General features: G+C 58.7%; 27 protein-coding genes. 22 read left to right on the top strand and 5 right to left on the bottom strand.

The annotated features are described in order from the left end of the window. Positions 1 to 7 precede the first annotated feature (7 nt). The 15 genes from rplX to rplQ all read left to right on the top strand — a co-directional run bounded on the left by rplX (position 8) and on the right by rplQ (position 9186). A complete protein-coding gene (rplX, locus tag QSV77_RS07970) occupies positions 8 to 316 on the top strand; it encodes a 50S ribosomal protein L24 (RefSeq protein ID WP_046798168.1) in 309 nt (102 codons plus the stop codon). Continuing rightward, on the top strand, positions 309 to 863 hold the full coding sequence (gene rplE / locus QSV77_RS07965) for a 50S ribosomal protein L5 (RefSeq protein ID WP_142840172.1): 555 nt from the start codon (positions 309 to 311) through the stop codon (positions 861 to 863). Before rplX ends, rplE begins: the two co-directional genes overlap by 8 nt. Before the next feature lie 33 nt (positions 864 to 896). Next, positions 897 to 1202: a 30S ribosomal protein S14 gene (gene rpsN / locus QSV77_RS07960; RefSeq protein ID WP_003495202.1), complete on the top strand. Its 306-nt coding sequence runs from the start codon at positions 897 to 899 to the stop codon at positions 1200 to 1202. Positions 1203 to 1214: 12 nt separating this feature from the next. Continuing rightward, complete coding sequence (gene rpsH / locus QSV77_RS07955) at positions 1215 to 1613, top strand: 30S ribosomal protein S8 (protein ID WP_003507786.1); 399 nt, start codon at positions 1215 to 1217, stop codon at positions 1611 to 1613. 42 nt (positions 1614 to 1655) lie between these two features. Then, complete coding sequence (gene rplF, locus QSV77_RS07950; RefSeq protein ID WP_006313979.1) at positions 1656 to 2189, top strand: 50S ribosomal protein L6; 534 nt, start codon at positions 1656 to 1658, stop codon at positions 2187 to 2189. Positions 2190 to 2201: 12 nt separating this feature from the next. Next, positions 2202 to 2564, top strand: coding sequence for a 50S ribosomal protein L18 (gene rplR / locus QSV77_RS07945; RefSeq protein WP_046798170.1), 363 nt, complete (start codon positions 2202 to 2204; stop codon positions 2562 to 2564). 119 nt (positions 2565 to 2683) lie between these two features. Beyond that, complete coding sequence (gene rpsE, locus QSV77_RS07940; RefSeq protein WP_046798171.1) at positions 2684 to 3253, top strand: 30S ribosomal protein S5; 570 nt, start codon at positions 2684 to 2686, stop codon at positions 3251 to 3253. Between the two features lie 11 nt (positions 3254 to 3264). Further along, a complete protein-coding gene (rpmD, locus tag QSV77_RS07935; RefSeq protein ID WP_003495212.1) occupies positions 3265 to 3471 on the top strand; it encodes a 50S ribosomal protein L30 in 207 nt (68 codons plus the stop codon). A gap of 16 nt (positions 3472 to 3487) precedes the next feature. Further along, positions 3488 to 3967, top strand: coding sequence for a 50S ribosomal protein L15 (rplO, locus tag QSV77_RS07930; protein ID WP_046798172.1), 480 nt, complete (start codon positions 3488 to 3490; stop codon positions 3965 to 3967). A 334-nt stretch (positions 3968 to 4301) separates the two neighbouring features. Further along, positions 4302 to 5642 carry a preprotein translocase subunit SecY gene (gene secY, locus QSV77_RS07925; protein WP_142840171.1) on the top strand — a complete coding sequence of 447 codons (1341 nt, stop codon included), beginning with the start codon at positions 4302 to 4304 and terminating at the stop codon, positions 5640 to 5642. Further along, complete coding sequence (locus QSV77_RS07920; protein ID WP_142840170.1) at positions 5639 to 6229, top strand: adenylate kinase; 591 nt, start codon at positions 5639 to 5641, stop codon at positions 6227 to 6229. Before secY ends, QSV77_RS07920 begins: the two co-directional genes overlap by 4 nt. Positions 6230 to 6537: 308 nt before the next feature. Beyond that, on the top strand, positions 6538 to 6906 hold the full coding sequence (gene rpsM, locus QSV77_RS07915; protein WP_003507791.1) for a 30S ribosomal protein S13: 369 nt from the start codon (positions 6538 to 6540) through the stop codon (positions 6904 to 6906). Between the two features lie 138 nt (positions 6907 to 7044). Next, on the top strand, positions 7045 to 7434 hold the full coding sequence (rpsK, locus tag QSV77_RS07910; protein ID WP_003495225.1) for a 30S ribosomal protein S11: 390 nt from the start codon (positions 7045 to 7047) through the stop codon (positions 7432 to 7434). 195 nt (positions 7435 to 7629) lie between these two features. Next, on the top strand, positions 7630 to 8640 hold the full coding sequence (locus QSV77_RS07905) for a DNA-directed RNA polymerase subunit alpha (protein WP_003495228.1): 1011 nt from the start codon (positions 7630 to 7632) through the stop codon (positions 8638 to 8640). A gap of 120 nt (positions 8641 to 8760) precedes the next feature. After that, positions 8761 to 9186, top strand: coding sequence for a 50S ribosomal protein L17 (rplQ, locus tag QSV77_RS07900; protein WP_006313985.1), 426 nt, complete (start codon positions 8761 to 8763; stop codon positions 9184 to 9186). A 190-nt stretch (positions 9187 to 9376) separates the two neighbouring features. Here the strand turns inward: rplQ and QSV77_RS07895 are convergent, their stop codons facing one another. Further along, complete coding sequence (locus QSV77_RS07895; protein WP_271363571.1) at positions 9377 to 10249, bottom strand: DUF817 domain-containing protein; 873 nt, start codon at positions 10247 to 10249, stop codon at positions 9377 to 9379. A gap of 55 nt (positions 10250 to 10304) precedes the next feature. Between QSV77_RS07895 and QSV77_RS07890 the strand changes: the two genes are divergently transcribed. After that, the gene (locus QSV77_RS07890) at positions 10305 to 10733 is read left to right on the top strand and encodes a DUF2809 domain-containing protein (protein WP_302733052.1); all 429 of its coding nucleotides are present in this window, start codon (positions 10305 to 10307) and stop codon (positions 10731 to 10733) included. On the opposite strand, the gene msrQ is transcribed toward QSV77_RS07890, so the two are convergent. Both msrQ and msrP read right to left on the bottom strand, forming a co-directional pair. Then, a complete protein-coding gene (msrQ, locus tag QSV77_RS07885; protein ID WP_302733051.1) occupies positions 10687 to 11334 on the bottom strand; it encodes a protein-methionine-sulfoxide reductase heme-binding subunit MsrQ in 648 nt (215 codons plus the stop codon). The two genes, QSV77_RS07890 and msrQ, sit on opposite strands and share 47 nt — an antisense overlap. Before the next feature lie 2 nt (positions 11335 to 11336). After that, positions 11337 to 12278 (bottom strand): protein-methionine-sulfoxide reductase catalytic subunit MsrP, encoded by a 942-nt coding sequence (msrP, locus tag QSV77_RS07880; RefSeq protein ID WP_142840166.1) that lies wholly within the window; start codon positions 12276 to 12278, stop codon positions 11337 to 11339. Between the two features lie 312 nt (positions 12279 to 12590). On the opposite strand from msrP, the gene ilvD reads away from it, so the two are divergent. From ilvD to QSV77_RS07865, 3 genes are all read left to right on the top strand, one after another. Further along, positions 12591 to 14426: a dihydroxy-acid dehydratase gene (gene ilvD / locus QSV77_RS07875; RefSeq protein ID WP_142840165.1), complete on the top strand. Its 1836-nt coding sequence runs from the start codon at positions 12591 to 12593 to the stop codon at positions 14424 to 14426. Positions 14427 to 14615: 189 nt separating this feature from the next. After that, positions 14616 to 14831 (top strand): hypothetical protein, encoded by a 216-nt coding sequence (locus tag QSV77_RS07870; RefSeq protein ID WP_302733050.1) that lies wholly within the window; start codon positions 14616 to 14618, stop codon positions 14829 to 14831. Positions 14832 to 14883: 52 nt separating this feature from the next. Further along, entirely contained in the window at positions 14884 to 15885 is a 1002-nt protein-coding gene (locus tag QSV77_RS07865) for a serine hydrolase (protein WP_302733049.1), read from the top strand. A gap of 15 nt (positions 15886 to 15900) precedes the next feature. Here the strand turns inward: QSV77_RS07865 and QSV77_RS07860 are convergent, their stop codons facing one another. Beyond that, on the bottom strand, positions 15901 to 16254 hold the full coding sequence (locus QSV77_RS07860; protein WP_302733048.1) for a lysozyme inhibitor LprI family protein: 354 nt from the start codon (positions 16252 to 16254) through the stop codon (positions 15901 to 15903). Positions 16255 to 16426: 172 nt separating this feature from the next. Here QSV77_RS07860 and QSV77_RS07855 point away from each other — a divergent pair, with 172 nt between their 5' ends. Together QSV77_RS07855 and QSV77_RS07850 are read left to right on the top strand one after the other, a co-directional pair. Beyond that, on the top strand, positions 16427 to 17833 hold the full coding sequence (locus tag QSV77_RS07855) for a DegQ family serine endoprotease (RefSeq protein WP_302733047.1): 1407 nt from the start codon (positions 16427 to 16429) through the stop codon (positions 17831 to 17833). Beyond that, complete coding sequence (locus QSV77_RS07850; RefSeq protein WP_269703927.1) at positions 17830 to 19146, top strand: replication-associated recombination protein A; 1317 nt, start codon at positions 17830 to 17832, stop codon at positions 19144 to 19146. Before QSV77_RS07855 ends, QSV77_RS07850 begins: the two co-directional genes overlap by 4 nt. A 176-nt stretch (positions 19147 to 19322) precedes the next feature. Here QSV77_RS07850 and QSV77_RS07845 read toward each other — a convergent pair whose 3' ends face one another. Beyond that, positions 19323 to 19637, bottom strand: a complete 315-nt coding sequence (locus tag QSV77_RS07845; protein WP_046798183.1) for a DUF1883 domain-containing protein — start codon at positions 19635 to 19637, stop codon at positions 19323 to 19325. Positions 19638 to 19889: 252 nt separating this feature from the next. Here QSV77_RS07845 and QSV77_RS07840 point away from each other — a divergent pair, with 252 nt between their 5' ends. Further along, a complete protein-coding gene (locus tag QSV77_RS07840) occupies positions 19890 to 21704 on the top strand; it encodes a methyl-accepting chemotaxis protein (protein ID WP_302733046.1) in 1815 nt (604 codons plus the stop codon). Positions 21705 to 21996: the final 292 nt, after the last annotated feature.

The raw sequence follows: 21996 nt of genomic DNA, 5'->3' as shown, positions 1-21996 counted from the left end.
AATCGCGATGCAGAAAATTCGTAAAGGCGACAAGGTTGTCGTATTGACCGGTAAGGACAAGGGCCGTACCGGCGAAGTAATCCAGGTTTTGCCGAAGGAAGACCGGGCTGTTGTGCGTGGCGTAAACATGGTGAAGCGTCACCAGCGCCAGACCCAGGGCCAGGAAGCCGGCATCATCAACAAGGAAGCATCCTTGCACATCTCCAACATTGCCATCGCCGATAAGGATGGCAAGCCGACCCGCGTTGGCTTTTCTGTTGTAGAAGGCAAGAAGGTCCGCGTGGCCAAGCGTTCGGGAGAAGTGATCGATGGCTGACAAGTACGAGCCGCGTCTCAAGACGGAATATGTGTCGCGTATCCGCGGCGCCATGCAGGAGAAGTTCTCCTACGCCAACGTGATGATGATCCCGAAGATCGAAAAGATCGTGATCAACATGGGTGTTGGCGAAGCGACTGCTGATTCCAAGAAGCCCACCATTGCTGCCGGTGACCTAGCTGCGATTGCCGGCCAGAAGCCGGTCGTTACCCGCGCTCGTAACTCGATCGCTGGTTTCAAGCTTCGCGAAGGCATGCCGATCGGTGCGAAGGTTACCCTTCGTGGCGCACGCATGTATGAATTCCTTGATCGTCTGATCAACATCGCGCTGCCGCGCGTTCGCGACTTCCGGGGTCTGAACCCCAAGAGCTTTGACGGCCGTGGCAACTTCGCCATGGGCATCAAGGAACACATTGTGTTCCCTGAGATCAACTACGATAAGGTTGATCAGATGTGGGGCATGGACATCATCGTTTGCACGACGGCGACGTCGGACGACGAAGCTCGGGCTCTGCTTACAGAGTTCAACTTCCCGTTCCGTCACTAACCGTAACGACGAGCGTAGAAAAGGAACTCCGATATGGCGAAAACAAGCGCAGTTGAAAAGAACAAGCGCCGCCGCAAGTCGGTCGCCCAGCAGGCTACCAAGCGTGCTGCACTCAAGGCGATCGTAATGAACCAGTCCCTTCCGATCGAAGACCGGTTCAAGGCCACTCTGAAGCTCGCTTCGCTGCCGCGTGACGGCTCGAAGACGCGTATCCGCAACCGCTGCGAAGTAACGGGCCGTCCGCGCGCGTTCTATCGCAAGCTCAAGATGTCGCGTATCGCGCTTCGTGAGCTGGGCAATTCCGGCAAGGTGCCGGGTATTGTCAAGTCGAGCTGGTAAGGAGACGGGCACATGACCATGACTGATCCTTTGGGTGATATGCTCACCCGCATCCGCAATGGTGCCGCTCGCCGCAAGTCTGCGGTCAGCACGCCTGCTTCCAGCCTCCGCGCACGCGTTCTCGACGTGCTGCAGGCTGAAGGCTACATTCGCGGTTATTCCAAGGTCGATTTCGAAAACGGCAAGTCCGAATTCACCATCGAACTGAAGTACTACGAAGGCGCGTCCGTGATCCGTGAGATCGGCCGCGTTTCCAAGCCGGGCCGCCGGGTTTATGTCTCGGTAAAGTCCATTCCGCAGGTCGCGAACGGCCTCGGCATCACCATCCTTTCGACTCCGAAGGGTGTGATGGCCGATCACCAGGCTCGCGAACAGAACGTTGGTGGCGAGGTTCTTTGCTCGGTCTTCTAAGATCGAGTACGGATCTCCATAACGAACAGACAGGATTGAACAATGTCTCGTATCGGTAAAAAGCCCGTTCCGGTTCCCGCAGGTGTGACGGCCAATGTCGACGGCCAGAAGGTCACTGCGAAGGGCCCGAAGGGTGAACTGTTTTTCGTCGCAAACGACGATATTCAGCTGAAACTCGAAGATAACGGCGTTTCCGTAACGCCGGCCAATGGCACCAAGGAAGCTCGCTCGAAGTGGGGCATGTCCCGCACGATGATCGAGAACATCTTCAAGGGTGTTAAGGACGGTTACGAACGCAAGCTCGAAATCAACGGCGTTGGTTATCGTGCCGCCCTGCAGGGCAAGAACCTGCAGCTGGCGCTCGGTTTCTCCCACGATGTGGTTTATGAGCCTCCGGTCGGCATCACCATTGCCGTACCGAAGCCGACGGAAATTATCGTTTCCGGTATCAACAAGCAGCAGGTCGGTCAGGTAGCCGCGGAAATCCGCGAATACCGTGGTCCCGAGCCCTACAAGGGCAAGGGCGTGAAGTACGCTGAAGAGCGTATCGTCCGCAAAGAAGGCAAGAAGAAGTAAGGATCACGCGAAATGGCTAGCAGGAAAGAAGCACTTGCACGTCGCGCGAGCCGTGTGCGCCGCCAGATCAAGGCGGTTGCCAACGGCCGCCCGCGCCTGTCGGTTCATCGCTCGTCGAAGAACATCTACGCCCAGATCATCGATGATGTTGCTGGCAAGACGCTTGCGTCTGCCTCCACGCTCGAAGCTGATCTGCGCGGCTCGCTCAAGACCGGCGCCGACGTTGCTGCGGCATCTGTCGTGGGCAAGCTGGTTGCCGAGCGCGGCGTCAAGGCTGGCGTCAAGGATGTCGTATTCGACCGAGGCGCGTTCATCTATCACGGCCGCGTCAAGGCCCTGGCAGATGCTGCCCGCGAAGGCGGTCTGAACTTCTGATATTTTTCCGCCCGGGCAACGATCCGGGCGGAATTTCACCGGGCCATGCGGATCTCTTCATCGAGGCCGCTGGTCTTTTCGTTTGCCGTTCCACCCGTAAAAGAAAAAGGACAAGGACAATGGCACAGGATAAAAGAGGTTCTCGCGAAGATCGCCAGAACCGCGAAGAGCGCGATAGCGAATTCGTCGACAAGCTGGTCGCGATCAACCGCGTTGCAAAGGTTGTTAAGGGTGGCCGTCGCTTCGGCTTCGCCGCTCTCGTCGTCGTCGGCGACCAGAAGGGCCGCGTCGGCTTCGGCCACGGCAAGGCTCGTGAAGTTCCGGAAGCGATCCGCAAGGCAACTGAAAGCGCAAAGCGCGATCTGATCTTCGTTCCGCTGCGCGATGGTCGCACGCTGCATCACGACGTCAATGGCCGTCATGGCGCAGGCAAGGTTCTGCTGCGTTCGGCCAAGGCCGGTACCGGTATCATCGCCGGTGGTCCGATGCGCGCTGTTTTCGAAACGCTGGGCGTTCATGACGTCGTTGCGAAGTCGACCGGTTCGTCGAACCCTTACAACATGGTTCGCGCAACGTTCGACGCTCTGAAGCATCAGGTTCATCCGAAGGACATCGCTGCACAGCGCGGTCTTAAGTTTGCGACCCTTCAGGCTCGCCGCGCCGCGTCCGGCAACGCTTCTGAAGAATAAGGAGCTGGATCATGGCCAAGAAAACTACTGAAGCCAAGAAGACTGTTACGGTCGAACAGATCGGCAGCCCTATTCGCCGCCCGGCAATCCAGCGTCAGACGCTGGTCGGTCTGGGTCTCAACAAGATGCATCGTCAGCGCACCCTGGAAGATACTCCGGCGGTTCGTGGCATGATCCGTGCGGTCCAGCATCTCGTTCGCGTCGTTGACGAGAAGTGAGACGGAGTAACCTATCATGAAACTCAATGAAATCAGAGACAACGAAGGCTCCTCCAAGGATCGTATCCGCGTAGGTCGCGGTATCGGTTCTGGCAAGGGCAAGACCGGTGGTCGCGGTGTGAAGGGTCAGAAGGCTCGTTCGGGCGTCGCCATCAACGGCTTCGAAGGCGGTCAGATGCCAATCTACCGTCGCCTGCCGAAGCGCGGCTTTAACAACATCTTCGGTTCCGAATATGCTGTTGTGTCGCTCGGCCGCATCCAGACCGCCATCGACGCCAAGAAGCTCGATGCTTCCGCAACGATCGATGCTGCTGCTCTCAAGGCAGCCGGCGTTATCCGCCGCGTCAAGGACGGTGTCCGCATCCTCGCCGACGGCGAGCTGAAGGCCAAGGTTGCCTTCGAAGTTGCCGGCGCTTCCAAGCCCGCGCTCGAAAAGATTGAGAAGGCCGGCGGCTCGATCAAGCTTCTCGTGGTTGCAGCCGAAGCTTCCGAGTAATATATAGACTTCAGGCGCCCGGGGCTTCGTGCTCCGGGCGTCTGCGCTCCCTGGCCAATGTTGCTTTCGATCTAAATCGATTTAGAGATGCACCATGGCAAACTCTTCGCGGTGCAGCTGTTATGCGCGCCGCTTGCGGCATAAAGTGCTGCAGGGAGAGCCTCACAGTTCTTGAACTTCCGTAGGGGAGGGGATAGGACATAAAAAAACAGGGTGAGGCATGATGGCGGCGCAAAGCCGTGTTCGTCCGAAGCCCGGTTTTTGAACCGGTATCTTTTAGACCTTTCCGCATCGGCCGGTTTTGCTGGCTGGCAAGGGTCATTCGGAGAAATTTATGGCTTCCGCAGCGGAACAACTGGCTTCGAACCTGAATTTTTCGACCTTCGCTAAGGCGGAGGATCTGAAAAAGCGTCTCTGGTTTACTCTTGCCGCACTTCTCGTCTACCGTCTTGGCACCCATATTCCGCTTCCGGGCCTGAACCCAGAAGCCTATGCGCAGGCCTTCCAGGGCCAGGCCAACGGTATTCTCGGTCTTTTTAACATGTTTGCGGGTGGTGCTGTCGAGCGTATGGCGATTTTCGCCCTCGGCATCATGCCTTACATCTCCGCTTCTATCATCGTGCAGCTCATGACCTCGGTCGTGCCCTCGCTTGAAGCGTTGAAGAAGGAAGGCGAAGCCGGCCGCAAGATCATCAACCAGTACACCCGCTACGGCACGGTGCTGCTCGGTACGCTGCAGGCCTATGGCATTGCGGTCGGCCTTGAAAGTGGCAGCGGCCTCGTGGTCGATCCGGGCTGGTTCTTCCGTATCTCCACCGTCATCACGCTGCTCGGCGGCACGATGTTCCTGATGTGGCTCGGTGAGCAGATCACCTCGCGTGGTATCGGCAACGGTATTTCGCTGATCATTTTCGCAGGTATCGCTGCAGGCTTGCCCAAGGCGCTTGCCGGCACGCTGGAACTCGGCCGCACCGGTGCGCTTTCGACCCCGCTCATTCTGATGGTAGTCGTCGTGGCTATCGGCGTCATCGCGCTGATCGTCTTCGTGGAACGCGCCCAGCGTCGCCTGCTGATACAATATCCGAAGCGACAGGTCGGCAACCGGATGTTCCAGGGCGATACCTCGCATCTGCCGCTGAAGCTCAACACTGCCGGCGTTATTCCCGCGATCTTCGCATCCTCGCTGCTGCTTCTGCCGGCGACGGCTGCCGGTTTTGCCGGAAACACCAATCTGCCCGGCTGGGCGACGTCCATCATTGCGTCGCTGCAGCATGGACAGCCGCTGTTCATGGCGCTCTACGGCCTGCTGATCGCGTTTTTCGCATTCTTCTACACGGCTATCGTCTTCAATCCGAAGGATACGGCCGATAACCTCAAGAAGCATGGCGGCTTCATTCCGGGCATTCGTCCGGGTGAGCGCACCGCGGAGTACATCGATTACGTCCTGACCCGTATCACAGTGGTCGGCGCTGTTTATCTTGTCTTCGTGTGTATCCTTCCTGAGACACTTATCGCACGCACGGGCATTCCATTAGCCCTTGGTGGTACTTCGCTTTTGATCGTTGTCAGTGTAACTCTGGACACGGTTGCGCAAATCCAGGGCCACCTGATCGCGCAGCAATATGAAGGGCTGATCAAGAAGTCGAAGTTGCGTGGAGGAAAGAGGGGACGATGAGACTGATATTTTTGGGTCCGCCGGGTGCGGGCAAGGGAACCCAGGCCAAGCGGCTGACTGACAAGTACGGGATCCCGCAGCTTTCCACCGGTGACATGCTTCGCGCTGCGGTCAGCGCGGGCACCGAAATCGGCAAGCGCGCCAAGGCCGTCATGGACGCCGGCGGGCTGGTTTCCGACGATATCGTCAATCAGATCGTTTCCGAACGTATCGAGGCACCTGACTGTGCCAAGGGCTTTATTCTCGACGGCTATCCGCGCACCGTTCCGCAGGCCAAGGCGCTTGCCGAGAACATGCGCAACAAGAATCTTGCCCTTGATGCCGTCATCGAACTGAAGGTGGACGAAGAGGCGTTGATTCGCCGAATCGAAAACCGCGTCGCAGAAACCATTGCCGCCGGTGGTACGGTTCGTTCGGACGACAATCCGGAAGCCTTCCGCAAGCGCCTGACGGAATATCGCGAGAAGACCGCGCCGCTGTCGAACTATTACAGCGAACAGGGTGAACTTGTGACGCTGGATGGCATGGCGGATGTCGATGCCGTGACCGAGGCTATCGAAAACGTCCTCGAAAAAGCTTCTGCCTGACGGCTGTGGCAGGGTGGCAAAATCTGCCGGCGATTTTCGCCCGATTTGCCGCTCTCATGATTTAGCTCGTCCTTTGGATGGCAAAAAGAATCTTGGCGGAGCCGGTTGCTTTTTTGCGCTGATTCCGTTAAACACCGCGCCAACTCGCGACATCCCAAGCGACTGGCGCGGATTTCCCTTAAGGGAGGGAGATCCGGGTTCGGTCGTTTTGACCTGTCACGGACATCAATTTTGAACTGGCGACCCTGTTGGTCGCTCGACTGGAATCACCACTTGCCGGATGGCAACTGGAACCAAGGAGAAAAGACGTGGCACGTATCGCTGGCGTCAACATCCCGACTGCGAAGCGCGTTGTTATTGCGCTGACCTACATTCACGGGATTGGTCCGAAATTCGCGCAGGAAATCATGGACAAGGTCGGTCTTCCGGCTGACAAGCGCGTTCATCAGCTGACGGATGCTGAAGTTCTTCAGATCCGCGAAGCCATCGACCGCGACTACCAGGTCGAAGGCGACCTGCGTCGCGACACGTCGATGAACATCAAGCGTTTGATGGACCTCGGCTGCTACCGCGGCCTGCGTCACCGTCGTGGCCTTCCGGTCCGCGGTCAGCGCACGCACACCAACGCCCGCACCCGCAAGGGTCCGGCGAAGGCTATCGCTGGTAAGAAGAAGTAATTTTTCGGTTCTCCGGAAAGGGGAGGCTGGTGCAGTCCGCGCCAGCCTTTCTGAGTTTGGCGAAAAGCTCGAATACGGGCTGATCGCCGGTGTAGCCGCTGGTGTTACGGCGGTGAAGAGATCAATGAAAGGTATAACATGGCCAAGGAAGCCGCACGCGTCCGTCGTCGCGAACGCAAAAATATCACGTCGGGCGTCGCGCACGTCAACTCGACCTTCAACAACACGATGATCACCATCACCGACGCACAGGGCAATGCTATTGCCTGGTCGTCCGCTGGTGCCAAGGGCTTCAAGGGTTCGCGTAAGTCGACCCCGTTCGCTGCCCAGATCGCTGCTGAAGATTGCGCGAAGAAGGCTCAGGAACACGGCATGAAGTCGCTTGAAGTTGAAGTTTGCGGTCCGGGTTCCGGCCGTGAATCGGCACTTCGCGCTCTGCAGGCTGCCGGTTTCATGATCACTTCCATTCGCGACGTGACGCCGATCCCGCACAATGGTTGCCGTCCGCGCAAGAAGCGCCGCGTCTGACGCGACCGTGGTTCGGAAATTCCGCCTTACCTCAGGTCTGGCGGAATTTTCGTGTATCTGGCGTGTGCGCGTCGATTTCGATCGACGGACTTGCGCTCAAGAACCCACTGATGAACCACTGAATTAGGTTCCTCTCGGTGTTTTCATGCTCGGTCCGTCACGATTGGATGGTGGCGGCGAACGGAAGGTTTAAAGATGATTCAGAAGAACTGGCAGGAACTTATCAAGCCGAACAAGGTCGAGTTCACCTCGTCCAGCCGCACCAAGGCAACCCTGGTTGCCGAGCCGCTGGAACGTGGTTTCGGTCTTACCCTCGGCAACGCGCTGCGTCGCGTTCTGTTGTCTTCTCTGCGTGGCGCCGCTGTAACGGCCGTGCAGATCGACGGTGTCCTGCATGAATTCTCCTCCATCCCCGGCGTTCGGGAAGATGTGACGGATATCGTGCTCAACATCAAGGAAATCGCCATCAAGATGGATGGCGACGATTCCAAGCGCATGGTCGTGCGCAAGCAGGGCCCTGGTGCCGTAACCGCTGGTGACATCCAGACGGTTGGCGACATCGAGATCCTGAACCCCGACCACGTGATCTGCACGCTTGATGATGGCGCTGAAATCCGCATGGAATTCACCGTCAACAACGGCAAGGGTTACGTACCGGCTGAGCGCAACCGCGCGGAAGATGCCCCGATCGGCCTCATTCCGGTGGACAGCCTCTATTCTCCGGTCAAGAAAGTGTCCTACAAGGTGGAAAACACCCGCGAAGGCCAGGTTCTCGACTATGACAAGCTGATCATGACGATCGAGACCAACGGTTCCGTTTCCGGCGAAGACGCCGTTGCCTTCGCCGCTCGCATTCTTCAGGACCAGCTGGGCGTCTTCGTCAACTTCGACGAGCCGCAGAAGGAAGCAGAAGAAGAATCGGTTACCGAACTCGCGTTCAACCCGGCGCTTCTCAAGAAGGTCGACGAGCTCGAGCTGTCCGTTCGTTCGGCAAACTGCCTGAAGAACGACAACATCGTGTACATCGGCGACCTGATCCAGAAGACCGAAGCCGAAATGCTCCGCACGCCGAACTTTGGTCGCAAGTCGCTGAACGAAATCAAGGAAGTTCTCGCTTCCATGGGTCTGCACCTCGGCATGGAAGTGCCGGCATGGCCGCCAGAGAACATCGAAGATCTCGCCAAGCGTTACGAAGACCAGTACTAACAATCAAAAAGGCAGACCCTTTAAAGACTGCCTTTCCCCGTCAAACAGCAGATAAGTCATCTGCATGTGCCAGGAAACGGCAGGCCTTAGAGAAGGAACCTGCGTAGAAGGAGAATAGCAATGCGCCACGGAAATTCAGGCCGCAAGCTCAATAGAACCGCCAGCCACCGCAAGGCAATGTTTGCCAACATGGCTGCTTCGCTCATCACCCATGAGCAGATCGTCACCACCCTTCCGAAGGCGAAGGAAATCCGTCCGATCGTCGAGCGTCTCGTGACCCTCGGCAAGCGCGGCGACCTGCACGCTCGTCGTCAGGCGATCTCGCAGATCAAGGATCAGGACGCCGTTCGCAAGCTGTTCGACGCGATCGCTTCGCGTTACGCAACCCGCAATGGCGGCTACCTGCGTATCATGAAGGCCGGCTACCGCCAGGGCGACAACGCGGCTCTCGCCGTTGTGGAATTCGTCGAGCGCGACGTTGACGCCAAGGGTGCAGCCGACAAGGCTCGCGTTGCTGCTGAAGCTGCTGCTGCCGAAGCTGCGTAATATGTGACGCCTTCGGGTGTCGTGAGTTAAAAAGCCGGGTGAGAGATCGCCCGGCTTTTTTGCGTTTGGTATCGGGAGGAGGGGCAGGCGCGGATCTCGCGACCTTGAGCACATTCGTGCGGGTACATTTGCGAATATTGCCGCAGCCGTGAGCTGCCCAGCCAGTTGCTTGGCTGCAGAGAATCCTCTTTCACTCCGGAACGTGGATACGGGCCTTGATGTGCTTGAGATGCGCGACGATGGTGAAGGTCATGATGACCAGCAGCGACCATGAGCTCCATTTGCCGATATGCACCACGGACCAGGCGCCGAGTTGGTCGGGATATTTCCAGATGCCGAAGAAGGTGGAGATGTTTTCCGCCAGCCAGACGAAAAATCCTATTAGGACGAATGAGAGGAGCAGCGGCATCTTTCGATCCCGATCATAGGGGCGGTAAATCACGGTCGCGCGGGAATAAAGCCCTATGGCGCAGGCGGCGATGTACCAGCGGTAGTCGCCGATGAAGTGATGGGTGAAGAAGTTGGCATAGATGGCGATGCCGATCAGCGTCGCCATCCAGTAGGTTGGATAGTGGCGAATGCGCACATCCAGCAGCCGCCATGCCTGAATGATGTAGCTGCCAACGGCGGCATACATGAAGCCGGAGAAAAGCGGCACGCCGAGGACCTTGCTATAGGCGAAATCCGGATAGGACCACGACTGGATGGCGCTGGATGTCTTGAACACCTCCAATGCGAAACCGACGACGTGAAACAGCAGGATGGCCTTGGCCTCATCAAGCGTTTCAAGCCTGCTCCAGATCATGAAGAACTGGATGGCGAGCGCAATGATCAGCAGTACGTCATAACGCGGGATGCCGAACAACCCGCCATGCGGCACGACGAAGATGGAGATGAAAAACAACCCCGCAAACAGGCAGGCGCGGGCCTCCTTGATGCCGAAATAGAGAAATTCGACAATAAAGCGCCTGAAGCCCTTGAGTTCGCCCCAGGGATAGGTATCGCAGAGCAGATTGTCCAGGACGGAGAGGCGACTTGCGGCCGGGCTTGTTGATGTGCTCATTTCCGTCCCCGATCTCACTTCGTCACCTTTCATACGAAAACCCGAAGGAAGCCGTATGGGCCTGCCGCGCGTATCCCCATCTTATTTCACCCGCATCCGGCTTCTGGCGGCGGCGATCGTGGTGATCGTCTGCGGCCTTTGCCTGCGCAGGTTCGGTTATGACGTTGGGTTACCGTTCGTGGCGGTAAAATATGGCGGATCCGTGCTGTGGGGAGCCATGGTTTTTCTGTTGCTGGCGGCGGTATTTCCGTCCGGTTGGCGTGGTCATGAGGCTCAGGCCGCCATTCTCGTCGCTATTGCCGTGGAATTCATCCGGCTTGTCCATTTTCCGGCGCTGGACGCGTTTCGATCGACGACCGCCGGAGCCTTGCTGCTCGGTCGCGTTTTTTCCCCATGGAATATCGTCTGTTACATCGCGGGCATTGTGGCCGCATTCTTCATGGCCGGGCGGCTTTCGCGCGTTTCGCCCTCTTCCTCGCCATGATCGTCGGCCGCACCAGCCGATATCCAAGCAATACCACCATGGTGCTGATGTAAAACACCGGCTCCAGCGTGATCGATTTTCGTGCCAGCACGAAATGCAGCACGCCAACGATGAGCACGAGATAGACGAGCTTGTGCAACGTGTTCCAGCGGCTGCCAAGCTTGCGGATGGACCAGCGGTTGGAGGTGAGCGCAAGCGGCGTGAGCATGACAAGCCCGGCCATGCCGAGCATGATATAGGGGCGTTTGAGAATATCTCCGGCGATGGAGCCCAGCATCAGGCCGCGATCCAGCACCAGATAGACGGTGAAGTGCGCGAGCACGTAATAAAAGGCAATCAGGCCCAGTGCCCGGCGATAGGCGATGAGGTTGATGTTGAAGAGGTCGCGCAACGGCGTCACCAGCAGGCCAAGGCAGAGAAAGCGCAGCGCCCAGATGCCAAGCAGGTGCTCGAAATCCTTGACCGGGTTGAAGCCGAGGCCGCCGGTTGCGGCGAGATAGAAATACCAGACGGCCGGACAGAGACCGATCACATATAGCGACCAGATGGTCGCCGGCTGGTAACGCTTCGGCAGCGATGGAAGCGACAGGGCAAAGGCCATGGTCAATAATTCGCTTTCAGGTCCATTCCGGTATAAAGGCTTGCCACCTCGTCATACCCGTTGAACATCAGGGTAGGGCGGTTCTGGGTGCCGAAAAAGCCGCCTTCGCCGATGCGCTGTTCGGTCGCCTGGCTCCAGCGGGGATGGTCCACATGCGGATTGACGTTGGAATAAAAGCCGTATTCGCGGGCATTGGAATTTTTCCACGTCGTTTCCGGCTGCTTTTCGACCAGCGAAATCTTGACGATGGATTTGATGCCCTTGAAGCCGTATTTCCATGGAACGACCAGCCGGATCGGCGCGCCGTTCTGGTTGGGCAGCGTTTCTCCGTATAGGCCGACGGCAAGCAGGGTCAGCGGGTGTCGCGCCTCATCGAGGCGCAGGCCTTCGATATAGGGCCAGGACAGCGGCTGGAACAGGCCGGTTTGGCCCGGCATTTCCTCCGGCCGCACCACGGTTTCGAAGGTGACGTATTTCGCGCTGCCAAGCGGCTCAACCTTGTCGAGCAGGCTTGCGAGCGGGAAACCGATCCATGGAATGACCATCGACCAGCCTTCGACGCAGCGCATGCGATAGGTACGTTCTTCAAGCTGGTATTTCATCAGCTCTTCAATGCCGAATTCCTGCGGCTTGGAGACGAGGCCATCCACCTTCACCGTCCATGGGGTGGGCTTGAACTTGCCGGAATTTTCCTTCGGGTCGGATTTTCCGACGCCGAATTCGTAGAAATTATTGTAGCTGGTGACGGCATCGAGCGGGGTGAGCTTGTCATCCAGCTTGTAGGCGCCGGGTTTTGCGGAAAGCGGTGCGGCGATCGCTTCGCGACCGGTAAGTCCAACTGCCGCAAGTCCGGCCGCCGTGCCGAGAAAGCCGCGTCGGGACAGGTAGGTACTCTTCGGCGTGATTTCACTTGCCGCGATGAGGGGCGGACGATAGGCGGGCATTTCAACCTCCACAAAAGCCGGGTGCATCGGCGATAAATCGATTATGATAACCAATACGACCGCTGCACAGATATGTTTCAGCGCTGTGCGAAAAAACAACGACCGCACGGTGAAAATCGCGCATTTGTGATGAGCCAGTGCCGGAATGGCAGCAGCAGATGGAGCGTACCGTACCGAACCGTACTGTTTTGCCTGAAGGTGACAGTGACAGGGCTTGCGGTTTGCGCTAGAAAAACCGCAAAATAGGGCAGAGGCTGTTTTGACCGTGCTGCGGAAGACGGCCCTTCTGTTCAAGAGATCGAGGAAAACACCATGCCAGCCTATCGCTCCAGAACGACAACCCACGGCCGCAACATGGCGGGCGCGCGCGGCCTTTGGCGCGCCACCGGCATGAAGGATAGCGATTTCGGCAAGCCGATCATCGCGGTAGTCAATTCCTTCACGCAGTTCGTACCGGGCCATGTGCACCTGAAAGATCTCGGCCAGCTGGTTGCCCGCGAAATCGAAGCGGCGGGCGGCGTTGCCAAGGAATTCAACACGATTGCGGTCGATGACGGTATCGCCATGGGTCATGATGGAATGCTTTATTCGCTGCCGTCGCGCGAGATCATCGCTGACTCTGTCGAGTATATGGTCAACGCCCATTGCGCCGATGCGATGGTTTGTATTTCCAACTGCGACAAGATCACTCCCGGCATGCTGAATGCGGCGATGCGCCTCAACATCCCCGCCGTCTTTGTGTCCGGCGGCCCGATGGAAGCGGGCAAGGTGGTTCTGCATGGCAAGACCGTCGCGCTTGATCTGGTCGATGCCATGGTGGCGGCTGCCGACGACAAGATTTCCGATGAGGACGTCAAGATCATCGAACGCTCTGCGTGCCCGACCTGCGGTTCCTGTTCCGGCATGTTTACCGCCAATTCGATGAACTGTCTGACCGAGGCGCTGGGTCTCTCGCTGCCCGGCAACGGCTCGACGCTTGCCACCCACTCGGATCGCAAGCGTCTGTTCGTCGAGGCCGGTCATCTGATCGTCGATCTGGCCCGCCGTTATTACGAGCAGGATGACGAGACCGTTTTGCCGCGCACCATCGCCAACAAGGCGGCGTTTGAGAACGCCATGTCGCTGGATATCGCCATGGGCGGCTCCACCAACACGGTTCTGCATATCCTGGCGGCGGCCCATGAGGGCGGCGTCGATTTCGGCATGGAGGACATCGACCGTCTTTCCCGAAAGGTTCCATGCCTTTCCAAGGTCGCGCCGGCCAAGCAGGACGTGCATATGGAAGACGTTCACCGCGCCGGCGGCATCATGCGCATTCTCGGCGAGCTGGAGCGTGGCGGTCTCATCAACCGCGATACCTATACCGTGCACGAGGCGACGCTGGGCGATGCCATCGATCGCTGGGACATTACCCGCACCAACAGCGAGACGGTTCGTGAATTCTTCAAGGCGGCCCCGGGCGGCGTGCCGACCCAGGTTGCCTTCAGCCAGTCTTCGCGCTGGGATGATCTGGATACCGACAGCGATAACGGCGTCATCCGCTCGGTCGAAAAGCCGTTCTCCAAGGATGGCGGTCTGGCCGTGCTTTATGGCAACATCGCGCTTGACGGCTGCATCGTGAAAACGGCGGGTGTCGATGAATCGATCCTGAAATTCAACGGTTCGGCCGTCGTTTACGAAAGCCAGGACGCCGCGGTGAAGGGCATTCTCGGCAATGAGGTCAAGGCGGGCGATGTCGTCGTCATCCGTTACGAAGGGCCGAAGGGCGGACCGGGCATGCAGGAAATGCTCTATCCGACCAGCTACCTGAAATCCAAGGGTCTCGGCAAAGCCTGCGCGCTGATTACAGACGGTCGCTTTTCTGGTGGCACGTCAGGTCTTTCCATCGGTCACGCCTCGCCGGAAGCGGCGCAGGGCGGCGCCATCGGCCTCGTGCGTCAGGGCGACCTGATCGAGATCGATATTCCCAATCGCACCATCAACCTCAAGGTCACGGATGCGGAACTTGCAGCGCGCCGGGCCGAACAGGAAGAGCTCGGCTGGAAGCCGGTAGCACCGCGCAAGCGCAATGTCACGACGGCGTTGAAGGCCTATGCGGCCTTTGCGTCGAGCGCGGACAAGGGCGCAGTGCGGATTTTGCCGGAGTAAGCCCGGCACAGAGTGAGAGGGGAGGTTGCGCCCAGTGCGCATTTTCCTTCTTGGGTTTCGCAGAGCGATAACAAACACACTCCGTCACCCCGGACTTGATCCGGGGTCTAGCGCGATCAAGTCCTTGATCGCTAGAGGCTCTTCTCACGGCGCAGACGCGCCGTGGCTGGATGCCGGATCAAGTCCGGCATGACGGAGGAGAAGGTCTCGCACGTCCGTCTGCAAGGTGAGCCGTTTTCGAGCGGCTTTTTTCTTGCCCAGGTACAGATCCTGCTTTCCGCTAAGAAAGAGATTCAATTGCTTCAGAAGGCGATTCTCTTAGGCCCTGCAACATGCTGTTCTAACATCGTAATTTCGCATGTTTCCGACAGTTTTCCGGTCATCCCGGCAGTCACATTGGAGTGATGTTCGTCCATCGGCTCTTTTCCGTAGCGTAGCGATGCCTAACTTCATCAGCATGAAAAGACGAACCGCACTCGCCCTCATCGCCTCGCTGCCTTTCGCCCCGCTTGCCCGCGCGCAAAGCTCCGGAAATGGCGCCCGTTTTGATCCATTGCTGAGGGACGCGGATGCGCTTTCGAGCCTCAAGGCCGTCATCGTCAGCATCGACGGGGCGGAGGTTGTCAGTCGCGCCTATCATGGCGCGAGCCTTAACGGCTCCACCAACATCAAGTCGGCATCGAAATCGGTCATTTCCGCACTGGTCGGCATGGCGATCGACCGGAAGATACTCTCTGGTGCCGATCAGCCGATTGCGACCATCCTGCGCGGCGATTTTCCGCCGAATCCCGATCCACGGCTGGAGAGGGTCACCATCGGCAACCTGCTTTCGATGCAATCCGGTCTGGAGCGCATGTCCGGCCCGAATTATGGGCGCTGGGTTGCCAGCCGCAACTGGGTGCGCATGGCGCTGGGGTCCGGTTTTGCCGGAGAGCCTGATGGTGGCATGCTTTATTCCACCGGCTCCACACATCTGCTCTCGGCGATATTGACCAAGGCCTCCGGCCGCTCGACGCTCTCTCTGGCGCGAGACTGGTTCCGGCCGCTGGAGGGATTTGCCATTGGTGGCTGGGAGCGTGATCCGCAGGGGATTTATCTCGGCGGTAACCAGATGGCGATGACGGCGCGCTCATTGCTGGCCTTTGGCGAGCTTTACCGGCGGGGCGGGGTGACACCCGGCGGTGAGCGGCTGATCTCGCAGGAATGGATCGACCAGTCCTGGCAACAGCGCACCAACTCCGTCTTCAACGGTGATGGTTATGGTTATTGCTGGTTCATCAAGGAGATGGCGGGAGAAATGGTCTATTATGCCTGGGGTTATGGCGGGCAGATGCTCTACATCGTTCCCGCCAAGCGCTTGTCAGTCGTCATGACCTCGCGTGAGGATGCGCCGTCGGCCAGAACCGGTTATCGCGATCAGCTGCACGGTCTCATGGAGAACATCATCCGTGCAGCCTGATAATCACCGTATCGATCAAAGGGGTCTGTTGATGCTCTGGAAAGCTTCTCCGAGCTTCTTCATACGCTCGTCGTAAGCGCCCGTCAGGCAGGCGACATCCGCTGCGCATTCCTGGCGTTTCTTCAACCATTGGCTCTGCTCGTCGCGCAATGTGTCGCGGGCGCCCATGGCCATCAGCTGGGTAAGGATGTCGAAGGTGGTGGCCATCTTCACGTCCTGGTCGTTCAGGGCGCGATTGTCGCAGATCGCCTTTTCATCCGCCGCCAGGTCGGTCTTGGTGCAATCAAAGCTGGCTGCCGAAGCTGGCGAGCTGAGAGTGGAGGCGCAGAGGAGGAGGCCGCAGGCGAGAAGAGTCTGTTTCAGATGCATGGATCGTTTCTTTCAAGGATAATCGATGCGGATGAAACCAAAAAGGGGCGTTGGTGGTTCCAATTGCCGGAACCGGCCTGCACAGGGAAAAGGCTGGCCATCATCTTGCCGCTCTTTGCTTTACAGGCTTTGGCGTTATAACTCCATCATACTGATGACGATGAGGAATCACATGCGAAGCGTGTTGAAGTATCTGTCCACCGGCTTTCTCGCCGCGCTCATTCTCCTGCCCGCGGGTGCGCAGGCGCAGGACAACAAGACCGTACCGTCAAGCCACACGGAAATGCAGCTTTCCTTCGCGCCGCTGGTCAAGCGCACCGCGGGTGCTGTGGTCAACGTCTATGCCGAACGTGTCGTGCAGCGGCGCCTGTCGCCCTTTGCCGGCGACCCGTTCTTCGAGCAGTTCTTCGGCCAGCAGATGCCGAACCGCACGGAAAAGCAGTCGTCGCTCGGCTCGGGCGTGATCGTCACCGCCGGCGGTCTGGTCGTGACCAACAACCATGTCATCGATGGTGCCGACGACATCAAGGTAGCGCTGGCGGATGGACGCGAGTTTTCCTCCAAGGTGCTGATGAAGGACGACCGTATCGACCTCGCCATTCTGCAGATCGATGCCAAGGAGCAGTTCCCCGTGCTGTCGCTTGGCAATTCGGATTCTATCGAGGTCGGTGATCTGGTGCTGGCCATCGGCAACCCCTTTGGTGTCGGCCAGACGGTGACGAGCGGCATCGTTTCGGGTCTGGCGCGCAATCAGGTGACGCAGGGCGATTTCGGCTTCTTCATCCAGACCGATGCTTCCATCAACCCCGGCAATTCCGGTGGTGCGCTGACGAACATGGCCGGTGAGCTGATCGGCATCAATACCGCGATCTTCTCCAAGGGCGGCGGGTCTAACGGTATCGGCTTTGCCATTCCCGCCAATCTGGTGCGGGTATTCGTGGCTGCGGCCGAACGCGGTGATGCAAACTTTCAGCGGCCCTATATTGGCGCGACTTTCGATCCCGTGACGTCTGATGTCGCCGAGGCGCTGGGTCTGCATCGCGCCCGTGGGGCGCTGGTCGTCAGTGTCGTCAAGGATGGCCCGGCGGAGAAGGCGGGCATCGAGCCAGGACAGGTTGTTACCGCAGTCAACGGTTTCGAGGTCGAGCATCCCGATGCGCTGGGTTATCGCCTGACGACGGCGGGCATCGGTAAATCCGCCGAGCTTACCGTGATGGACAAGGGCAAGGAAAAGAAGCTGACCATCGCACTCGATACGGCGCCGGAAACCGCGCCGCGGGATGAGCGCTTGGTCGAAGGCCGCAATCCCTTCGCTGGTGCCACCGTCGCCAATCTTTCGCCGAAGCTTGCCGATGAGCTGCGCATGCCGTCGCAGGTGACGGGCGTGGTCATCACCGATGTGAAGCGTGGTTCGCCAGCCTATCGTGTCGGTTTCCAGCCGAAGGACGTGATCCTGTCGCTGAATGGCGCGGATATCGGCTCCACGGCTGCGGTCGAGAAGGCGCTGGATGACAATCCCGGTTTCTGGCGGGTCGAAATCTTGCGCGACGGCCAGCGCATCCGGCAGTTCCTGCGATGAGTGACGACCTCTTCGCCCCGCAAGTGCCTGTCGAGGTCGCCAATCGGCGGCCTCTTGCCGATCGCCTGCGTCCAAAGACACTGGCCGAGGTAAGCGGGCAGGCGCATCTGACGGGCGAGGAGGGCGTGCTGCGCCGGATGATCGACAGCGGCTCACTGGGATCGATGATCTTCTGGGGGCCGCCCGGAACCGGCAAGACCACAGTGGCCCGCCTGCTTTCGGGTGAGGCGGGGCTGGCTTTCGAGCAAATCTCGGCGATCTTTTCCGGGGTCGCTGACCTCAAGAAAGTATTCGAGGCCGCGCGCACCCGCCGGATGAACGGCCGGCAGACGCTGCTGTTCGTTGACGAGATACACCGTTTCAACCGCGCCCAGCAGGATAGCTTCCTGCCGGTGATGGAGGATGGCACCATCATTCTGGTCGGCGCCACCACCGAAAACCCGTCCTTCGAACTCAACGCCGCTCTTTTGTCGCGGGCGCGGGTGCTGACATTTGGTTCGCATGATGAGGATAGTCTCAGTGAACTTCTGAAACGCGCCGAGGAAGCGGAGGGCAAACCTCTGCCACTGACGGAAGACGCGCGGGCGAGCCTCATCCGCATGGCGGATGGCGATGGCCGTGCCGTGCTGACGCTCGCCGAAGAGGTCTGGCGGGCGGCGCGCAAGGATGAGACCTTCGATACCGAAGGGCTGACACGCATCGTGCAGCGACGCGCCCCGGTTTACGACAAGAGCCAGGACGGTCACTACAATCTCATTTCGGCGCTGCATAAGTCGGTGCGCGGCTCGGATCCGGATGCGGCGCTTTATTATCTGGCCCGCATGTTCGATGCTGGCGAAGATCCGCTTTATCTAGGGCGGCGGCTGGTGCGCATGGCGGTGGAAGATATCGGCCTTGCCGATCCGCAGGCGCTTGCCGTCTGCAATGCCGCCAAGGATGCCTATGATTATCTCGGTTCACCCGAGGGCGAGCTGGCGCTGGCGCAGGCCTGCGTTTATCTCGCCACCGCACCGAAATCCAACGCCGTTTACACCGCCTTCAAATCGGCAATGCGGGCGGCCAAGGAGAACGGCTCGCTGGTGCCGCCGAAACATATCCTCAATGCTCCGACCAAGCTGATGAAGGGCGAGGGGTACGGTGACGGTTACCGTTATGACCATGACGAGCCGGATGCTTTTTCGGGACAGGATTATTTCCCGGAAAAAATGGGTCGCACGACTTTTTACGATCCGCCCGACAGGGGGTTCGAGCGGGAAATCCGCAAACGTCTCGACTGGTGGGCGAAGCTGCGCCGTGAGCGTGGGGGGCGTTAGGCGGCGTTCTTCACAAACAGAATCATGTGCTTGGCAAAAAGAGTCGCAAAGCCGCGCTATCTCTTTGTTTATTAGTGAATTTCCGTCAAAATGCGTGGTGCTTTTACGCTCGGAAAATGTGTAAAGCTCCGAGAGCGTGTGGCGTTTCCGAGAAAAGCCGAAATGCTTTGAAGAAATCAGGACGCTTTGCGCTGTGGCGCGACCTGCGGCTGCGCCGGCAGCATCTTCACCGAGGATTCCGCCAGGCCACTATGCCCCTCGGCGTCGATCACCAGGTGCCAGTGCATCGTTTCCGGAATGGCGATGCGGATCGGCGATTTTTTCGCGACACCGCCGAGATATTTGAAGTCGAGCAGTTCGGTGAAGCGCTGAAAATTCGCGCCTGTCATCAGCCGCACATTGTTGACGGCCGACAGCGATATTTCAATGGTCGTCCCAGCCCGCAATTCCTTCAGGTCGTAATGCGTAAAGCGGAAATTCGGCCGTGCCATCGCGTGCTTCCCATACCGTATATTTGGCAAAGGAGGATAGGACGCCAGAGTTAACGAGCCCTTTAAAGCCATGGGCGCGCTTGTCGAATTTCGGACAGCCGTGCCGCTTTTGAGTGGCTGCGGAGAGTATTGGCGGTTTTCACGTGGACGGTAGGGAATAATACTAACGTATAAGATGCGTATTTAATGATAATAAATTTTTCAACTTTAACATCGGCTGATGGGAATGCCATCGTCGGCGTTGGGGGGAATATGAAAAACGTTACGATATCTATGCGTCTTTATGCGCTAGTCGCATTGTTTCTGACAATATTGACCGCGGCGCTGACATTCAGCCTTTTTGAAACCTTCCACGAGATGGAGCGCGAGCGCAAAGCCGGGCTTGCGGCGATGAACGAAACCGCCGTTGCCATTCTCGAGCAATATTATCGTCTGGAGCAGAGCGGCAGCCTGACACGGGAAGCCGCGCAGCAGCAGGCCAAAACCACAATCGCGGCGATGCGTTATGGCAATGGCAGCGGTTATTTCTGGATCAACGACATGCATCCCAATATGGTGATGCATCCAATCAAGCCTGAAATGAACGGCACCGACCTTACCGCCAACAAGGATCCGAACGGTAAGGCGCTGTTCGTCGAATTCGTGAACACGGTGAAGGCGGGCGGTCAGGGTTTTGTCGATTATTATTGGCCGAAACCCGGTGCGCCGGACCCGGTGGAGAAGTTTTCCCATGTCGCCGGTTTCGCCCCCTGGGGATGGATTGTCGGCACCGGTGTTTATGTGGACGATCTTGAGGCGGTGTTCTGGAGCGATGCCTATTTCAACATCGGTCTGTGCGTTCTGTCTGCCCTTCTGGTCATCGGCGTGGCAGCCGCCGTCGTGCGCAGCGTGACGCGACCGATCGACCTTATCCGCCAGAGCATGAAGCGGATCGCCGATGGTGACGGCGCGGCCGAAATCCAGTTCGCTGACCGCCGCAACGAAATCGGCGCGATTGCCAAGACGCTTCTGGTCTTGCGTGACAGCGTCAATGAGCGCAGCGCCCTGCAGGCCCGCGAGGCTGACCAGCAGCGGGCACTGGAAGAGGCGCGGCGGGGCAATGAAACGGTTCTGCGCTCCGCGTCTGAACGTCAGGCCCATGCCATGACCCAGCTCGGCAATTCGCTGGAGGCGCTTGCCAATGGCGATCTGACCGTCGAGCTTGCCGATATTGGCGCGGATTATGAAAAACTGCGCATGGATTTCAATCGTGCGGTTGGCGCATTGCACGGCGCCATCGAGGCGATTGCCCGAACCGGCGATGTCGTCAATGACAGCGCCTCCGATATCAGCGGCGCGACGGGTAATCTTTCACGCCGGACCGAACAGCAGGCGGCGGCGCTGGAGGAGACGGCAGCGGCCCTTGACGAGATCACCGCCACCGTACGCACCGCTTCTGAGCGGGCCAATGAGGCGCGGCAGATGGTGCAGGACACGAAAACCAGCGCCGGCCGCTCGGGCGAGATCGTTCGAAACGCCGTTGATGCCATGGGCCGTATCGAGGATTCCTCCAAACGCATCGGTCAGATCATCTCCGTCATCGACGAGATCGCTTTCCAGACCAATCTGCTGGCGCTGAATGCCGGGGTTGAGGCCGCACGGGCGGGCGAAGCGGGACGTGGTTTTGCCGTGGTGGCGCAGGAGGTTCGCGAACTGGCACAACGCTCCGCCAATGCGGCCAAGGAGATCAAGACCCTCATCAACCGTTCGGCGGAAGAGGTCGGCGGCGGTGTCGCGCTCGTGCGTTCCACGGGCGATGCGCTGGAAGAGATCGTGGCGCTGGTCAACCGCGTCGAAGGTCATGTGAATTCCATCGCCACGGCGGCGCGGGAACAGGCGACCGGCCTGCAGGAGATCAATACCTCCGTCAACCATATGGATCAGATGACGCAGCAGAATGCCGCCATGGTGGAAGAGACAACGGCCGCCAGCCAGACGCTTGCCGAGGAAAGCCAGCAGCTGCGCTCGCTGCTTTCCCGTTTCGAACTTGGACAGGGAACGGGACGCGAGGTTTCACGGGCGGCGTGATTTTGTCTGTTTCGGGCAAACTGGAGGGCGTGGTTTTGGCTGCGCCCTTGGGTGACTGACAAGCTCTTTTCACACTCGACGTCATCCTCGGGCTCGACCCGAGGATCTACAACCGGGCGTGACCATGGATCCTCGGGTCAAGCCCGAGGATGACGGAGGAGAAGTTTGCGCGCCGGGTGACGCAAGGAGAGGTTTCGTTGCTGGATGTTGGAGGAGAGGCTTCAGCATTTCTGTCATCGCCTTCGACCCAATTTCGATCGCGCCTCCTTCATCTGCAGCGTCATGCAACAGC

This window comes from Agrobacterium sp. V1, from assembly GCF_030518355.1.
Taxonomy (GTDB): domain Bacteria; phylum Pseudomonadota; class Alphaproteobacteria; order Rhizobiales; family Rhizobiaceae; genus Agrobacterium; species Agrobacterium cucumeris.
This window is presented reverse-complemented; position numbering and strand designations above follow the sequence as displayed.